Origin of the sequence: Marinagarivorans cellulosilyticus, assembly GCF_021655555.1 — a bacterium.
Lineage (GTDB): Bacteria > Pseudomonadota > Gammaproteobacteria > Pseudomonadales > Cellvibrionaceae > Marinagarivorans > Marinagarivorans cellulosilyticus.
Genome location: NZ_AP023086.1, coordinates 3,446,385 through 3,461,294 on the forward strand (window position 1 = coordinate 3,446,385; position 14,910 = coordinate 3,461,294).

The window sequence follows — 14,910 nt, forward strand, 5'->3', positions numbered from 1 at the left end:
ACTGGTAGTGATCGCGGTACTTCCGTGTACCATGATCTCTTGTCAAAATTTCTACGCTAAGCTTTGTATAGCAAATCGATTAATTGGTCTGCTGTGATATACCCTACTGTAAGGCTGCCGTCAGTTAACAGGATAGTGGGGGTGGCCGTGATGTTGAGTTGCTTGGCAAGTTGCATTTGTTGATTTACGTTATTCGAACAATTTTTTGTGTCAATTTCATTCCCCATCATCGCGAGGGTCATCGTAGGGTTGGGCGTTTCACTGCATAATGCCGAAACAGCTTTTTTAAAAGAACGGGTGTTTTTCCCTGCTCTGGGTAGCATGACGTATCTAACCGATACTCCAAGCGTATTGAATGCATCGATTTGGCTGTGTAGTTTGCGGCAATAACCGCAATCAATATCAGTAAATACCGTAATCACATGCTTTTCTTGGGTGGTTGCGGGGTAGGTAAGGGTAGAGTCTTTGGGGAGTTTTGCTAGCATCTTGTGTCGCATCGCTTTAGTGCGCACTTCAACAATATCTTGTCGGCTTTGTGTATCGAAAATTGGGCCGGTAAATATGTAGCGCCCATCTAGGCTAGCGAAGTAGGTTTTTGTGCCTACCGTTATTTCTTTCAGGTACTTGTCGTAGGGGGTAACTTCTATTGGTTCGCTGCCAAAATATTGCTGCAGCTGGTTTGGCGAAGATTCGTTTGCGTAGGCATAATTTAAAAAGCTCAGGGATATTAAAGCTAAAAGTACTGCTTTCACGGGGCCGCTCCTAAAATGAGTAATAAGGAGTGAGCAGTATTTGTTTTTGGTGGGCTAAAAATGAAGTAAAAACATCTAAAATGTTCTAAAAGTTTTTACTTACCAGTACCTTAAGACATTCTTCTTCTTTGGGTAATTGGTGTGTTTAGTGCGTAAATTTCGACAGGCTTAGCATAGTGACAAGCGGAGGGCTCGCGGTGAAGTGTTTTGAGTTGGCTGCATTGCTCAGCATAGCGCTCATCGTGGTTGAGGTTTTTTGTATTTAATGTCGTCGAAATCGCGGTTGCCTCGGGAGCTTGGTTAACCCCTAAAATATTCGCAAGTAGCTCAACCCTCTGGTTAATAACGCCCTCTGTGCAATGGGCAGAGGCCTGCCCTAGGTTACTTTGTTGGGCATAATCAAGGGCGTCTAAAAGCTTGCCATCTTTTTGGTGGATGCGACTCATAAGGTTGTTAGCCGCAGCTTTGTTGTAGGGGCTCACGATTATGGGGCTAGCGTTGTTCTCACGGAGTATCGGCGTTAGGTAATTGGTCGATTCCTCTAGCCGGTTTTGTTGGAATAGGCTTTCGGCAAGAAACAATCGTGTTTCGACGGATTCGGGGTTTTCAGTTAAAGCGAAAGTCAGCCAAGAAGTGGCGCTTTTAGTATTGCCGTGCTCTAGGGCCACTAGGCCATTTAAAAAGGCCTTATGGCCAGGTAGAGGAGAGGCGTGAAACGGAGGGCTTATGTTTGAGCTAATAAGGATTAGGCTGACAATGCTCGCTGCCGTGCACAGTGCCAAAATGGCCGAGCGGTATGTGTGCTTTTCAATAACCTTAGTGGGTGCGATCCAACAATAATCATGGATGGTGATAATTTGCGCAGCTCACTAATTAACTGGAACAGGGTGTGATCAGGGACATGTTCCTGCTTCCAAATGGCCTGTGCGATAGTCGTTTTTGATAACACATGTCCTTTATGAAGGATAAACAATGCGAGTAATTCCGCGGCCTTAGGTCTAAGGCGGGTACGTGATTTGTTTTTCCATAGTTGCAATGTTTCTGCATCAAAGCGATATTCGCCGAAAGCGTATTGGGGCATGTTATTTCCTATGTTGTTGTCCTGAGCAAATGACTGATGCTCGGACAGCCATGCTGAGAAAACTATCCCTTCTTTAATGGCGGTTAATATTGTTGAAGAAGAGACTAGCAGCGCGAATGCATCAAAAGAGAAGTGGTAGCTTATTCAGCCATCTGTGAAATTGAGTGCTAATTGATCATTTTCTAGGCCACTCAAGCCATCTACGACTTTGTGCTCCTGCGCTTTCTCCCCCTTACAATCCCTGTAAGGCCCGGCGCGTAAATGCATAGAAAATCATTAATCAGCCCTAGAATGAGCAATATTTTTTATGGCTGAATAGTTACGAGAAGAGAATCTTAATACTTATACAGAGGTGGGGTTAAATTTGTTTGAAGCACAAGAGATTGATCAATTACTGGCTAGCCATAAAGTAAAGGGCTTTTTACCAGCTCACGAAGCCGCAGCGCTTTTTAAAGTTGCGCAAAAACAGGCCGAGTTAGGGCCGATATTAGAAATAGGTAGTTATTGTGGTCGTTCTGCGGTGTATTTGGGGGCGGCTGCTCGCCGCTCTGCGCAGCCGGTTTTCTCGGTTGATCACCATACTGGCTCGGAAGAACATCAGCGTGGAGAAGGCTACTTTGATAGTGAGCATTGGGATAGCGCTTTAAACCGAGTTGATACATTACCTGCGATGCGCCGAACCTTGAAACAATGCGATATGGAGGATGTGGTCATTCCTATTGTGGCGCGCTCAGAGTTATTAGCCGCTTTTTGGACAACCCCCTTAGCTTTAATTTTTGTTGATGGTGGGCATAGTGAGGTGCAAGCTAAAGCTGATTGCCTTTTGTGGGCGAAGCATCTAATGCCTGCCGGCATCATGGCGATTCATGATATTTTTGAGCACCCCAAAGACGGTGGTCAAGCACCGTACAATGCTATGCAAGCGGTTATTGCAGAGTACGGGCTTGAATTAATCGACAGAGTCGATTCCTTAGTGTTTTTAGCCAAAGCGGCGGATTAAGTCGCTTTGCTCGTGTGTGATTCTGCGGTTTTGGTAGCCTCTTGAGTATTGCTGCATGCAAAAAGAAAACCTATTGCTGTTGCAGCCACAAGGGCGTTAGCTAAATACATGTTGTGGTAGCCGACCCAAGCGGCAATGACTCCTACAATTAGGCTGCCAAAAATATTGCCAAGGTTAATGGTGTTAACAAACAGTGATGATGCGGTACCTGCGAATTTTGGCATTTGGTCTTGAAACCAAGTTGTGCCAAGTCCAGCAATAAAGCCTATAAATAGTGCATTTAGTGCCTGCATCGCAATTAGTTGCCATAGGCTATTTGAAAACCAAACGCCGACGTAAAGCAGCATGGCCGATGCCGCGCCTATGCGCAGTAATGGTAATAAAGGGGTTCGTGTGGCTAGCCAGCCCCCTAGTAGCATAACGGGTATTTCAAGTGCAGCAGCGGCGCCGAGTATGTAGCCCGCATAGTGCGGCTTTATTGAAAGGTGCTCTACTAGCATTTGCGGTAGAGCAATCATGTAGCTGTGGTTTACGCCAAATAAAATTGAAAACGCGACGAAACCCAATTTTAAGTTAAGCGGTATGTGCGCTTTTTCGTTGGGGTCTCTGGGAGCAGGGTTCGCTTTTGCCTTGGGTAGGAAGCTCCAAGCCACAATGCCCACAACGACATAGGCGATGGCGAGCAATAAATAGTGTTTGCTGGAGCCTAAAACATACTGTAAATGGAAGCCTAATGGCGGGCCGCCAATCCACGACAGGGCAAAGCTTGCGCGCAAAATGGCGTTAAAAAGCGGCACCTGTTCAGGCGGGAATTCGCCATCTGCATACTCGCGTCCGTGGGCCATAATTTGCGGTAAGGTAATAGCTGAAAAGCTAAAAATCACCACGCCCGCCGTGAGTGCTAGCCAATAGCTAGGGCTGAGTGCAAAGCATACGCACGCGATCGCCCCCGCTACCATACCCAAAAATATTAGCATTAACCGGTTTATGCCTTTATCCGACATTAAGCCAACCACTTGCGATACCACGATGGCGCTTGCCGCTAGCGCAACAAAAAACACACCAAGGTAAAAGGGGGAGCTTTCAAAGCGCTCCACGAGGTAAACGCTCAATGTCGGTTGAATTTGCGCCCATAGCGAGCCAATAGTAAAGGCCACAAAATAGGTTAGCAGGGCGCCGGGGCGTAGTAAGGGGATGTATTGTTTCAATGGGGAACCTCGTCATTTAGCTGAGGCGTACGGCAATCAGCAATAGGGCGCGCATTGTAGCGGTACGACCCTACGCTGGCTATGTGGCGAAATGTCTTTTGCTGCGTTAATGCAGTTTGGGCCAATGAGCGTGCTGTGAATGGCCGCGCTGGCTAGGATTATATTTTTGACGACAACGCTTAATATCTCCCAGTAATTCATGTATCGCCATTTTTTTGATGCATAAGTGGGATACTATTGCCGCAATAATTTTCCCAGTAGTGGTGATGTATGTCAAAGAAAAAGCGGATTTGCACCAAACCCTTTGAGTGGATGGAGTTATTTAATGAGCCAGAGGGGGCGTTGTATGCTTGTTGTCCTGGTTGGCTGCCAACACCGATTGGCAATATAAACAACGCCGATGCCAAAACTATTTGGCAGGGGCAAATGGCTTCTGAGATTCGTCAGTCTGTCATTGATGGTTCTTTTAAGTACTGCAGTAAAGACTTTTGCCCGTATGTTTCTGACCCTTTCGCGCCAGAAAGTCCGATTAAAGATGTTGATGAAATTGAGTATCAAGAGTATCAGTTGGCTGTGAGTCAGCCCGAGCTTTATTTGCCTTCACCTAAGACGATTAACTGTGCTTATGATCGCTCGTGTAACCTGCAGTGCCCTTCGTGCCGCACTGAAATTATGCAGGCCAGTAAGGCTGAGCGCGAAGAATATAATGCTTTGATTCACGACGTGCTGGATGTTTTTGCCGATGATTTAGGCACTTTGTATGTGACCGGGTCTGGTGATCCTTTTGCATCACGCCATTATTGGGAGTTATTAACATCCGATATTGCCGAGCGATACCCCAAGTTAAAGTACCGCCTGCACAGTAATGCGATTATGTTTACGCCGGCGCGCTGGGAAAAACTAGCGCAGCTGGATGGCAAGGTATCGCTCATTGAAATCTCCATTGATGGCGGCAGGCGGGATTCGTACGAAATTAATCGTTACCCTGCAAAGTGGGATGAGTTAATGATGCGCATGGATTTTATTGCTTCTGTTAGAGCCCAGCACCCCGAAATGCAGCTTAAAATTAACTACGTGGTGCAAGCGAATAATTGGCGAGATATGAAGCCTTTAGTTGGGCTGGCCAAGAAGTGGGGCGCCGACATCGTTAAGTTCTCAAAGATTAATAATTGGGGTACATACACGCCCAGTGAGTACCGAAAAATTTGTATGCACGATCCTTTGCATCCAGATTTCGAGGCGTTCCGCGAGTATATTACCGATACACTCTTTGACGATTCTATGATCATGATGGACGACTTTATTCCCGAGGCATCTCAGCTCATTGCAAGCGATTGTATTTAGATGCATCTAAGTGATTAAAGATCATCTCCAGCAGATGTTTCACTTAATGCCGACATAAGCTTTGCCACTTTGAAAACCGATTCTTGATATTCCTCGCGGGCGTCGGAATCGGCAACAATGCCGCCGCCTCCCCAGCAGTATAAAGTGTTGTGTTCGGCTAATAGGGTGCGAATACTAATGCTGCTATCGGCGTTTCCGTTATTGCTGAAGTAAGCAATGGCGCCGCAGTAAATACCTCGTTTTTCTTGTTCCAGTTCGTTAATGATTTCCATGGCTCGCTTTTTGGGTGCGCCAGTAATCGAGCCGCCGGGAAAGCTGCGCTTAAATAGGTCAAAAGCGCTGAATTCACTTTTGAGTTCGCCTGTTACTGTGCTTATTAAGTGGTGAACGTTAGCAAAAGTATGTAGCTCGCACAGGTGTGGAACTTTTACAGAAAAGGGCTCGCAGCATTGACTCAGGTCGTTGCGTAATAAGTCTACAATCATGACGTTTTCGGCGCGGTTTTTTTCGCTGGCTAACAGTGCAGTGGCTAATTGCTGATCCTGGGTCAGTGTTTCTCCACGTGGGCAGGTGCCTTTAATGGGTTGGGTGTTAACGTGCTTGCCATTAATGTGCAAAAAGCGTTCGGGTGATACGCTCAAAATGGCTGCATCGCGGTATGGCAAAAATGCGGAGTAAGGGCTAGGTGTCGCTTTGCGAAGCTGCAAATACGCAGTTGCAAGGTTGCCTTGGAAGGTTGCACTAAAGCGTTGGCTGAAATTTACCTGGTAACAATCACCAGCCAAAATATACTCAGCAATAGCTTGTAAGCTTTTAATATAATCATCATAGCTGGTGCTTGGGGTGAAGGCCGCACAGCTAAATGGTCCCTGTTGTTGCGAGGCGGCTGTTGATTGCTCGTCCAATAGCGTAAGCACGGTTGATGGTGCTTTGCTTTTACTTGTAAATACCCAGGTCGCGTGACGTTTGTCGTGATCAACAACTAATGCCCAGTCGTAAGCCCCTAATTGTACAAGTGGCAGGTTGTAAGAGTGCCCAGTGGGTAAATGGAAGTTGGGGTTTTGCCAGTCGTAGCAAAAGTGACCGATAATGCCGCCAGTAAAGGGGAGGTCTAAATCAGTGCAGGTAGCGTCTTGTGCTTGGGTATGCTGCTCAACCCAATCCTCTAAAGTTGTGATGTCGCAGTTGGAGGAGCAAGAAAACAGGCCGTTGTGGTCAATCGAGGCTCTATCGGTGGAAAGCGCGCTGAAAATATCGTAGCGACCTTGTTGGCTGTAAGGGCGCCCGCTATCTAGCCAGACAAAATCCTCAAGGTGGCGAAGTTGGGCAAAGTAATACTCGGGATTATTGTGATAGGGTGCGGTTATACAGCGTGTCATGGTGGTGTGTTCATAGGGCTTGTTGGTGATTTTACATCACTGAGTGGGTAAATGCTGGTGTGCCACTTTAATAAATTAGCTATTTTATCTTTGTGGGGGTGTATATGGCGTTCTATGCGTTGGCCAAAACAAATGAATTAACCGAGGGGTTTAAGCGCTCGATTAAACTGCCATCTATTGCCGTGCTAATTTTTGTTCATGAAAACGAGCTGTATATTATTGAAGACCGCTGCCCGCATATGGATATCCCGTTAGTCACTGGCACACTGGAAGCCTCTGGCGATGAAGGCGCCATACGTTGTCGCGCTCACGGCATTGCCTTTAACCTTGCGACAGGTAAAGCTGAAGGTATGTGGGCAGATACGCTCAATTGCTTGAATGCGTTTGTCCCTGTTTATCGAGATTATACTGTGGGTATTGACATTGATGATGCCGATGAAGATCGCGAGTAAGTCTATTACCTTGTCTTTGTAGTGTCATATATCTTAGCGTGCAAAGCGTTAAATTTTCGTGCCTGTTATCGGTGCACCCTAGAGCTATCAATTTATTGAGTGCGCAATTGTGAAGTTATTTTTGCTTTCACATAGTGCAAGTTGCGGCTGTGTTTTTCTGACTGCCCCGTTATTCTGACGTGCCGGCCCAAGCTTTTGTTGTTTTGCGAACACATTTTAGCGAGGCTTCGTTGTTGGCATGCTAATGGCATTGGCTGAGTGTCTTGTTTGGCCTCTGGGGTTGGTTCATGTTTTCTTCTCGATTTAATGTAGGTAAGTATCGGGGGGTATTAATTTCTGTTGCACTGTTTATCTTGTTGGACGCATCGGTATTAATGCTTAACTTCTTTATTTCCTTTCAAATTGCAGATGATGCTGTTGGCGTAAACTTGGCGGGGCGTCAGCGGATGTTGTCGCAGCGCATTGCTAAAAGCCTGTATGCGCTTGAGGGTGAATATCGTATGGGTGGGCGCTTTAATCCAGATACCCTTCAAGAGTTGACATCAAGCGCCACCTTATTTGAAGATACTTTAAAAGCTTTTATTGCAGGCGGTGTTGCGCAGGGTGCATCGGGCGAGAGAGTTATGTTGCAAGCAGTTACCGATGTTAATGCAACGGCCGCCTTGGTGAAAGCTAATCAGCGTTGGGACGATTACAAAAAATCCATTTTTACTTTGGCGCGCACAGAGTTGGGGAATGATCGGGGGCAGGAACATTTGGTTGTGGCGCTAAAAAATGCGCGAAGCCATAACCTTCCTATTCTTACGCTCATGAATGATTTTACGGTCGCCCTCGAAAATATTGCAACGTCTAAGGCTAACCGTTTGCGCTGGATTCAAACGGTGGGTATTTCGCTCGCTATCATCAATTTTTTGTTTATTTTGTTTCACTTTATTCGTCAATTGCGCGAAAGCGATGCGGTTTTAGATGCCGCTAAAAACGAAACGACGGAGATCTTAAATACGGTTAACGAGGGGTTGTTTCTTGTATCTCAAGATCTCTCTATTGGCTCGCAATATTCAAAAGCGCTAGAAAATATTATTGGCGTTAAAAATTTACAGGGTAAATCACTACTGGATGTGCTCGCGGGGCTTGTCAGTGACAAAGAAGCAAAAACAACAACAGAGTTTGTTGCACTTCTATTTAACCCCAAAGTAAAAGAAAAGCTTATTGGCGACCTAAACCCGCTGGATGAAGTCGAAGTTATACTGCGACATGATAGCGGCCTACCTGAAACGCGACATCTCAGTTTTTCGTTTTCTCGTGCTATGGCGGGTAAAATCATCTCTCATGTGCTTGTCAGTGTTACCGATATTTCCGAAAAAGTGATGCTGGAGCGCGAACTTAATGAGTCGCGTGAAAGCACATCTAAGCAGGTTGAAATGTTATCGGGTTTGCTGCATGTGAACCCTATATTACTGCAAGATTTTATCGCCAGCGCATATGTGTTTTATGGTCGAATTAATAATGTCTTTAAAGTTTCATCAAAGTCAAATGGCGCTATGCAGTCGAAGCTTGATGATGCCTTTGTAGAGGTGCACAACTTTAAAGGCAATGCTATGTCGCTCAAGTTAGAAAGCTTTACCGATAGAGCCACGGCTTTTGAGGATGATATAGCGCGCTTAAAAGCTAAAGCCGATTTGTCGGGCGATGACTTTTTAAGTTTGACGGTTTATCTCGATGAAATGATTAGTTATACCCAGCAGATCGAGACGTTGGTTGACAAAATGGCGCTTTATGGTGCCGCACGAAAGGCGCCGGCTGCTAATTTGGAGCAATGGAAACCGCTTTATACTTTGGTCGACAGTGTGGCTAGTAATCAGGGTAAGTCGGTAGAGCTGGTTTGCTCTGGCTTGAGTGAGTTGGGCGGGCTGCCGGATGATTTTATTCGCGGGCTAAAAACTGCGCTAATTCAGCTTTTGCGTAATAGTGTGGCTCACGGTGTAGAACCTTCGTCTGAACGGTTGGGCCGGAAAAAAGCCAAGGTCGGCAGAGTTGATGTGCGTGCAGCAAGCATAGCGGGAGGCTCAATTGAAATTGTTGTACAAGATGACGGCGCTGGCATCAATTATGGGGTATTGCGGCAAAAAGCGCTGGCTTCGAAACGTTGGAGTGCTGATGAGGTGGAAGGCTGGAGTCGAGCGCAGTTGGCTTCTCTAATCTTTTATCGAGATGTAAGTACTGCGGATACATTGTCGCAGGATGCTGGTCGTGGTGTTGGCATGCCGGCTGTATTGAAGTGGGTCAATAGCTTGCAAGGAAAAATCAAAGTGTCGAGCCGTCCAGGTTTATATACGCGTTTTATAATTTCCTTACCGCAGCCGGCTGCTGAACGTTTAGCCGCGTAGGTGCGAATAAATATGCTCCCATTAATGATTGTTGATGATTCAAACGTAATTCGACGAAAGATCGATCGTTTTAATAAAGCTTCTAAGCGGTTCTGTGTTGTGGCGACAGCCAGTAATGGCCGTGATGCCTTGAGGAAATTTGGCATAGCCCGCCCCAAAGTAATTACTATGGATTTGACAATGCCTGAAATGAACGGCATAGATTGTATTGAGGCTTTAATTGCCCGCGATCCGGACCTGCAAATATTAGTTGTGTCTGCCTTATCGGATAAGGCGACGGGAATAGAGGCGTTGCAAAAAGGTGCGAGTGGGTTCCTATGCAAGCCTTTCACTGAAAAACAACTGGAAGCTGCGTTGTTGGAGTTGATTGAGGATTATGATGTCTGAGCAAACCCTCCGGGTATTTATTGATGGGGTTGTTCGTTATTTTGATCATATCGACAACAGTGCAGTTACAGTCGGCACACCCTATTTGGTTGAGAATGATAAGCCTGCAGCGTTTGATGTGACGGGCATTATCGGTGTGACGGGGCCATATCGAGGTTGTGTTTACTTTACTGCGCCTCGAATTTTGGTTAAGCATTTATTGTTGCAAATGGGAGAGAGGGATACCTGCGCTGAGCATGTTTTCGATTTGGTTGGAGAAATTGCTAATACGGTTTCCGGTAATGCGCGCAGTGAATTCGGGCCTGCATTTAATATTTCTGTGCCAATAGTGCTAGAAGGCGCGCCTGACAGTATTTATCTGCCATCCTCTTTGCGTTCTTATGTGGTGCCTATTTACTGGAAAACATATAATGCGGCTGTGGTAATTTGCCTTTCACATTAGTGCTTGCTATGTTTTGGGTGATTATTTTGAGTGATTATTTACGTAAGGCCCGTGATTTATGATTTATGTTTTAATTGAGCGTCGCATTGCTGAGGGAATGGCAACTACTTACGATGAAAGTGCCCGCGACATGTTGCAGCAAACGTATGCAGTGCCAGGTTTTATTTCTGGTGAGGCTTACGAGGATATGGCAGATAATAATCATCGGTTTCTATTATGTAAGTGGCGAACATCTCGCGATTGGCAAAAATGGTTACACAGTGCTGAGCGAGCCGAGCTGATTAATCGTTTTGCTCCAATACTTCAGGAACCCGAAAAAATAACATTATTAGCCGTATAGGTTTTGGCCAAATGCCCCAATAGCGCTGGCTGCCTGTAAGAGAGCCTCGCTTTGAGTGCTGCCTGAGCGCTTTAAGGGTTTTAAGTCGTGATTGGCGCTGTCGATCCAGATGGTTGTCACCAAGGGTGGTAGCGCATAGCTGGCGACCTCTTCGCTATTACCGAACGGGTCTCGGCTGCCTTGTACAATCAACACGGGACTTCGTGATTTGCTAAGGTGTTCTGTGCGCAATACATCGGGTTTATTTTGGGGGTGAAATGGATAGCCGAGGCATACGACGCCAAGCCAGTTACTCGGTGTTTCGTGGTGGCTATTAATTAGTGTCGCTATTCTGCCTCCCATTGATTTCCCGCCGATAAGTAAGGGTGCGTTGCTGTTTTTGAAGTGCGTTAACCATTTGCTCCATTCTTCTGCTAGTTTTTCCACTTTGGGCGGCGGGCGCTTACTTCCTCCTATGCGTCTTTGGTGCATATATTCAAATTCAAAGCGAATAACTTCTATATTTGCATCGCTTGCAATAGTCGCAGCTATGCTCTCCATAAATGGTGTGTCCATCGCGCCGCCGGCACCGTGTGCAAGCAATAGCGTTGCCTTAGTAGTAGCTCTCGGTTTGTTTATGAGTACTGGCTTGCCGCATAAGGTGTGCTTGAGTGCTGGGTTATTCAAGAGTGTAATCCTGCTTGCTGATTAACTGAATATTTTGGAGCTTGTCGTCAAATACAATTAAGACCTCGCTGTTCATTATTTGTGGGCGAAGCCGTTCAACTTTCTCGTGAAGATTTAGCTCTTCAAGGCCGTAATCGGTACCTTCGCGCGTGATAAATTCTTCTAGAATGTTGTTAAGCACGTCGTTATCGAGCTTGGATGGTGGGATTATCATATACTGCCTCATAAATTCGGGAGCAGTATGCCCTGACAATAAAAAAACGCCAAGATAGGAGAGCGTTATGCAATTAATTCTAAGTGTAATGAGTGATGACAAGCCCGGGGTGGTGCGCGCGGTAGCAAATGCAGTGGCGTTTAACCAAGGCAATTGGCTTGATTGTCAAATGAGTCGGCTTGGCGGTAAATTTGCGGGTGTTATTTGTGTTGAGTTGGATGGTGATCGCCGTGCAGGGCTTGAGGCCTCAGTAGAAAAGCTTCGCGATCAAGGAATTAGTGTCGCTGTTGATGTTGTTGCGACGCAGACTGTTGATGAGGGGGTGCGGGCACGCTTTTCATCAGATGCGCCTGACCGCGCTGGTTTGGTGCTGGAAATGTCCCAAGCCTTGGCTGATCGGGGAATAAACTTATTAGAGTTGGCAACGGAGTGCACCAGTATGCCTTACAGTGGTGATCCGTTATTTTGTGCGCAAGGTGTTATGTTGCTGCCGGCGGGCTTGACCATAGAGGAGGCCTCTAGCGCGCTAGAGGTCGTAGCTGCGGAGCTGGGTATGGATTTCACCCTTGAAGAATATGCCGACTAATAAGCGGTGTTATCGCCTTCTTTGGTGATATTGTCGTCAGCCTGCTGGCGGTTTTTATTTTCGGTTTCGCTATCGGGTTCCTCGCTTGCAGGTGAGGGCGCTATATCGCCTTCATGGCGAATATATTTGTCGCCTTCAAAAAATAGGGTGAAGCGCTTATCTTTTACATTGCCGTCACCGTCGCGGCGGCTGTAATAGTAGTCCCAGCGGTTTTGGTTGAAGGTGTCGATAAGCAGCGGTGAGCCCATCACGAATTGCACCTGGCGCTTTGTCATCCCGAGCTCCAGTTTATCGACCTCTTCTTGGTCGATAATGTTGCCTTGCTGCACGCTTATGCGGTACACCCATGGAAATTCCAGTGAAGAGCAGCCTGACAAGGCAAAGCTAAGAAGCGATAGGGATAGAAGGCGCGGAAGCATGAAAACTCTCAATCGTAAAAAGTGGACGGATAATACCGGATATTGGGGGGCATTCAAGTCAACAAGTTCCTTCAATGACGAGAAATATTCCCCAAAAGCTGGTGACTTGCGGTAGCTACCGTTAGAATCGGCTCCAATATTTAAAGGGTCTTTTTAATCCGGATCAAATTTGGGTTAAATAAGAGGCCGCGATAAGAAGAGGTTAAAATGTCGTCTGAAAATCAAGAGCTACGAAAGGTTGGGTTAAAAGTCACCTTGCCGCGGGTTAAAATATTAAATTTGCTAGACCAGTCTGATGAGCGTCATATGAGCGCAGAGGATGTTTACAAGGCATTGCTGGAGGCTGGCGAAGAGGTAGGACTTGCCACCGTTTACCGCGTATTGACCCAATTCGAGCAGGCAGGGCTGGTTGAGCGCCATAACTTTGATGGCGGCCACTCAGTTTTTGAGCTCGATAGTGGAGAGCACCATGATCATATGGTGTGCACAGAGACAGGCCAAGTGTTTGAATTTCATAACGATGAAATCGAAAGCTTGCAGAAGAAGGTGGCAGATGAGTTGGGGTTTGAATTGACTGGACATAATTTGGTGCTTTACGGCAAGCCCAAAGTCAATTGATGCAACAATAATTATCGCGCGCGTAGGAGCCTGCGCGCGCGTTGGTTTTTGATGTTTTGAGGGCTTAGTTGTACTGGCCTAGTCGCACTACCTTAGTCGATGCCGAGGTCTTGCCAGAGTGCATCAATCTTATTTTTAATATCTGCGCTCATTGTTATGGGCTCTCCCCATTCTCTGGTTGTTTCCCCTGGCCATTTATTGGTCGCATCCATCCCCATTTTTGATCCAAGCCCCGCAGTTGGTGAGGCAAAGTCGAGATAATCTATTGGTGTGTTTTCGATCAGTGTTGTATCGCGAGCAGGGTCCATTCTTGTGGTTATTGCCCAAATAACATCTTCCCAGTTGCGCGCGTTTACGTCGTCATCAGTTACGATCACAAATTTAGTGTACATAAATTGGCGCAAGAAAGACCATACCCCTAACATTACGCGCTTGGCGTGCCCAGGGTATTGTTTTTTTATGGTGACGACAGCCATCCTGTAGGAGCAGCCTTCTGGTGGAAGATAAAAGTCGACGATCTCCGGATACTGTTTTTTAAGAATGGGCACAAAAACTTCATTGAGTGCAACGCCCAAAATGGCGGGTTCGTCGGGTGGTCGTCCGGTGTAGGTGCTGTGGTAAATAGGCTTTTTGCGGTGCGTGATAGTGGTTACTGTAAAAACAGGGAATTCTTCAACTTCGTTGTAGTACCCGGTATGGTCGCCAAACGGCCCCTCCAAGGCTGTTTCATCAGGCGCAATATGTCCCTCTAAAATAATTTCGGCACCTGCGGGCACGTGTAAATCATTACTTATACTTTTGGCTACTCGTGTTTTACTGCCGCGAAGAAGCCCTGCAAAAGCGTATTCGCTAAGTGTGTCTGGCACTGGCGTAACGGCGCCTAAAATAGTCGCGGGGTCGGCTCCCAGCGCAATGCTGACAGGGAAGTGTTCTCCTGGGTGCTTTTGTTGCCACTCTCTAAAATCGAGTGCGCCGCCGCGGTGGCTGAGCCAGCGCATAATCAGTTTGTTTTTAGCGATAAGTTGCATTCTGTAAATGCCGAGGTTTTGTCGTTCTTTATCGGGGCCTCGCGTTATGACTAGTGGCCAAGTAACTAATGGCCCTGCATCCCCAGGCCAGCATGTTTGAATGGGGAGGTCGTGCAAATCCACGTCTTCATTAGAAAGAGTAACTTCCTGACAGCTGGGCTGGCTAATCAGCTTGGGTCCCATGTTTAAGGCTTGCTTGAATAGCGGTAATTTTTGCCACGCATCCTTAAGGCCTTTGGGTGGTTCTGGCTCTTTTAAAAAAGCTAATAATTCGCCAACTTCTTTAAGTGCTTTAACATCTGTTTGTCCCATGCCTAAAGCAACGCGTTCTGGGGTGCCAAATAAGTTTGCAAGAACAGGAATGGTGTGGCCTGTTGGGTTTTCAAAGAGGAGTGCGGGACCTCCGGCTCTTAAGGTTCTATCGCAAATTTCTGTCATTTCTAAGTGCGGGTCAACCGTGTGTGTAATTCGCTTGAGCAGATTTTTTTCTTCAAGCAATGCTATGAAGTCACGTAGATCATTGCAGGTCATGGAAATCTCTTTGTGGTTAAAAACAGAAAAGGGCCTATTAGGCCCTTGGTGTTTGGTTAAAATTGCCGCTGGTGCG

18 protein-coding genes are annotated in these 14,910 nt (G+C 46.5%); 9 read left to right on the top strand and 9 right to left on the bottom strand.

What is annotated here, in order from left to right:
* Positions 1-56: 56 nt before the first annotated feature.
* The 3 genes from MARGE09_RS13835 to MARGE09_RS13845 all read right to left on the bottom strand — a co-directional run bounded on the left by MARGE09_RS13835 (position 57) and on the right by MARGE09_RS13845 (position 1,833).
* Positions 57-752 carry a DsbC family protein gene (locus MARGE09_RS13835; RefSeq protein ID WP_236982795.1) on the bottom strand — a complete coding sequence of 232 codons (696 nt, stop codon included), beginning with the start codon at positions 750-752 and terminating at the stop codon, positions 57-59.
* A gap of 110 nt (positions 753-862) precedes the next feature.
* A complete protein-coding gene (locus MARGE09_RS13840; RefSeq protein WP_236982796.1) occupies positions 863-1,420 on the bottom strand; it encodes a tetratricopeptide repeat protein in 558 nt (185 codons plus the stop codon).
* Between the two features lie 77 nt (positions 1,421-1,497).
* Positions 1,498-1,833, bottom strand: a complete 336-nt coding sequence (locus tag MARGE09_RS13845) for a winged helix-turn-helix domain-containing protein (RefSeq protein ID WP_236982800.1) — start codon at positions 1,831-1,833, stop codon at positions 1,498-1,500.
* Between the two features lie 364 nt (positions 1,834-2,197).
* On the opposite strand from MARGE09_RS13845, the gene MARGE09_RS13850 reads away from it, so the two are divergent.
* Complete coding sequence (locus tag MARGE09_RS13850; protein ID WP_236982801.1) at positions 2,198-2,833, top strand: class I SAM-dependent methyltransferase; 636 nt, start codon at positions 2,198-2,200, stop codon at positions 2,831-2,833.
* On the opposite strand, the gene MARGE09_RS13855 is transcribed toward MARGE09_RS13850, so the two are convergent.
* A complete protein-coding gene (locus MARGE09_RS13855) occupies positions 2,830-4,041 on the bottom strand; it encodes a sugar efflux transporter (protein ID WP_236982803.1) in 1,212 nt (403 codons plus the stop codon). The genes MARGE09_RS13850 and MARGE09_RS13855 overlap by 4 nt on opposite strands.
* 270 nt (positions 4,042-4,311) lie before the next feature.
* Here MARGE09_RS13855 and MARGE09_RS13860 point away from each other — a divergent pair, with 270 nt between their 5' ends.
* A complete protein-coding gene (locus tag MARGE09_RS13860) occupies positions 4,312-5,385 on the top strand; it encodes a radical SAM/SPASM domain-containing protein (RefSeq protein ID WP_236982805.1) in 1,074 nt (357 codons plus the stop codon).
* Between the two features lie 14 nt (positions 5,386-5,399).
* Here MARGE09_RS13860 and pabB read toward each other — a convergent pair whose 3' ends face one another.
* Positions 5,400-6,764, bottom strand: a complete 1,365-nt coding sequence (gene pabB / locus MARGE09_RS13865; RefSeq protein ID WP_236982807.1) for an aminodeoxychorismate synthase component I — start codon at positions 6,762-6,764, stop codon at positions 5,400-5,402.
* 104 nt (positions 6,765-6,868) lie between these two features.
* Between pabB and MARGE09_RS13870 the strand changes: the two genes are divergently transcribed.
* The 5 genes from MARGE09_RS13870 to MARGE09_RS13890 all read left to right on the top strand — a co-directional run bounded on the left by MARGE09_RS13870 (position 6,869) and on the right by MARGE09_RS13890 (position 10,772).
* The gene (locus tag MARGE09_RS13870; protein ID WP_236982809.1) at positions 6,869-7,216 is read left to right on the top strand and encodes a Rieske (2Fe-2S) protein; all 348 of its coding nucleotides are present in this window, start codon (positions 6,869-6,871) and stop codon (positions 7,214-7,216) included.
* 287 nt (positions 7,217-7,503) lie between these two features.
* Complete coding sequence (locus MARGE09_RS13875) at positions 7,504-9,603, top strand: ATP-binding protein (protein ID WP_236982811.1); 2,100 nt, start codon at positions 7,504-7,506, stop codon at positions 9,601-9,603.
* A 12-nt stretch (positions 9,604-9,615) separates the two neighbouring features.
* Positions 9,616-9,990, top strand: a complete 375-nt coding sequence (locus MARGE09_RS13880; RefSeq protein ID WP_236982813.1) for a response regulator transcription factor — start codon at positions 9,616-9,618, stop codon at positions 9,988-9,990.
* The gene (locus MARGE09_RS13885) at positions 9,980-10,432 is read left to right on the top strand and encodes a chemotaxis protein CheX (RefSeq protein WP_236982815.1); all 453 of its coding nucleotides are present in this window, start codon (positions 9,980-9,982) and stop codon (positions 10,430-10,432) included. Before MARGE09_RS13880 ends, MARGE09_RS13885 begins: the two co-directional genes overlap by 11 nt.
* Before the next feature lie 58 nt (positions 10,433-10,490).
* A complete protein-coding gene (locus tag MARGE09_RS13890; protein WP_236982816.1) occupies positions 10,491-10,772 on the top strand; it encodes an antibiotic biosynthesis monooxygenase family protein in 282 nt (93 codons plus the stop codon).
* Here the strand turns inward: MARGE09_RS13890 and MARGE09_RS13895 are convergent.
* Together MARGE09_RS13895 and MARGE09_RS13900 are read right to left on the bottom strand one after the other, a co-directional pair.
* The gene (locus tag MARGE09_RS13895) at positions 10,761-11,438 is read right to left on the bottom strand and encodes an alpha/beta family hydrolase (protein WP_236982817.1); all 678 of its coding nucleotides are present in this window, start codon (positions 11,436-11,438) and stop codon (positions 10,761-10,763) included. The genes MARGE09_RS13890 and MARGE09_RS13895 overlap by 12 nt on opposite strands.
* On the bottom strand, positions 11,431-11,652 hold the full coding sequence (locus MARGE09_RS13900; protein WP_236982818.1) for a YheU family protein: 222 nt from the start codon (positions 11,650-11,652) through the stop codon (positions 11,431-11,433). Before MARGE09_RS13900 ends, MARGE09_RS13895 begins: the two co-directional genes overlap by 8 nt.
* Before the next feature lie 67 nt (positions 11,653-11,719).
* Here MARGE09_RS13900 and MARGE09_RS13905 point away from each other — a divergent pair, with 67 nt between their 5' ends.
* Positions 11,720-12,238 carry a glycine cleavage system transcriptional repressor gene (locus MARGE09_RS13905; protein WP_236982819.1) on the top strand — a complete coding sequence of 173 codons (519 nt, stop codon included), beginning with the start codon at positions 11,720-11,722 and terminating at the stop codon, positions 12,236-12,238.
* On the opposite strand, the gene MARGE09_RS13910 is transcribed toward MARGE09_RS13905, so the two are convergent.
* Positions 12,235-12,657 carry an outer membrane protein assembly factor BamE gene (locus MARGE09_RS13910; protein ID WP_236982820.1) on the bottom strand — a complete coding sequence of 141 codons (423 nt, stop codon included), beginning with the start codon at positions 12,655-12,657 and terminating at the stop codon, positions 12,235-12,237. The two genes, MARGE09_RS13905 and MARGE09_RS13910, sit on opposite strands and share 4 nt — an antisense overlap.
* 207 nt (positions 12,658-12,864) lie before the next feature.
* Between MARGE09_RS13910 and fur the strand changes: the two genes are divergently transcribed.
* The gene (gene fur, locus MARGE09_RS13915) at positions 12,865-13,275 is read left to right on the top strand and encodes a ferric iron uptake transcriptional regulator (RefSeq protein ID WP_236982822.1); all 411 of its coding nucleotides are present in this window, start codon (positions 12,865-12,867) and stop codon (positions 13,273-13,275) included.
* Between the two features lie 92 nt (positions 13,276-13,367).
* On the opposite strand, the gene ubiD is transcribed toward fur, so the two are convergent.
* On the bottom strand, positions 13,368-14,834 hold the full coding sequence (gene ubiD / locus MARGE09_RS13920) for a 4-hydroxy-3-polyprenylbenzoate decarboxylase (protein ID WP_236982824.1): 1,467 nt from the start codon (positions 14,832-14,834) through the stop codon (positions 13,368-13,370).
* Positions 14,835-14,910 lie beyond the last annotated feature (76 nt).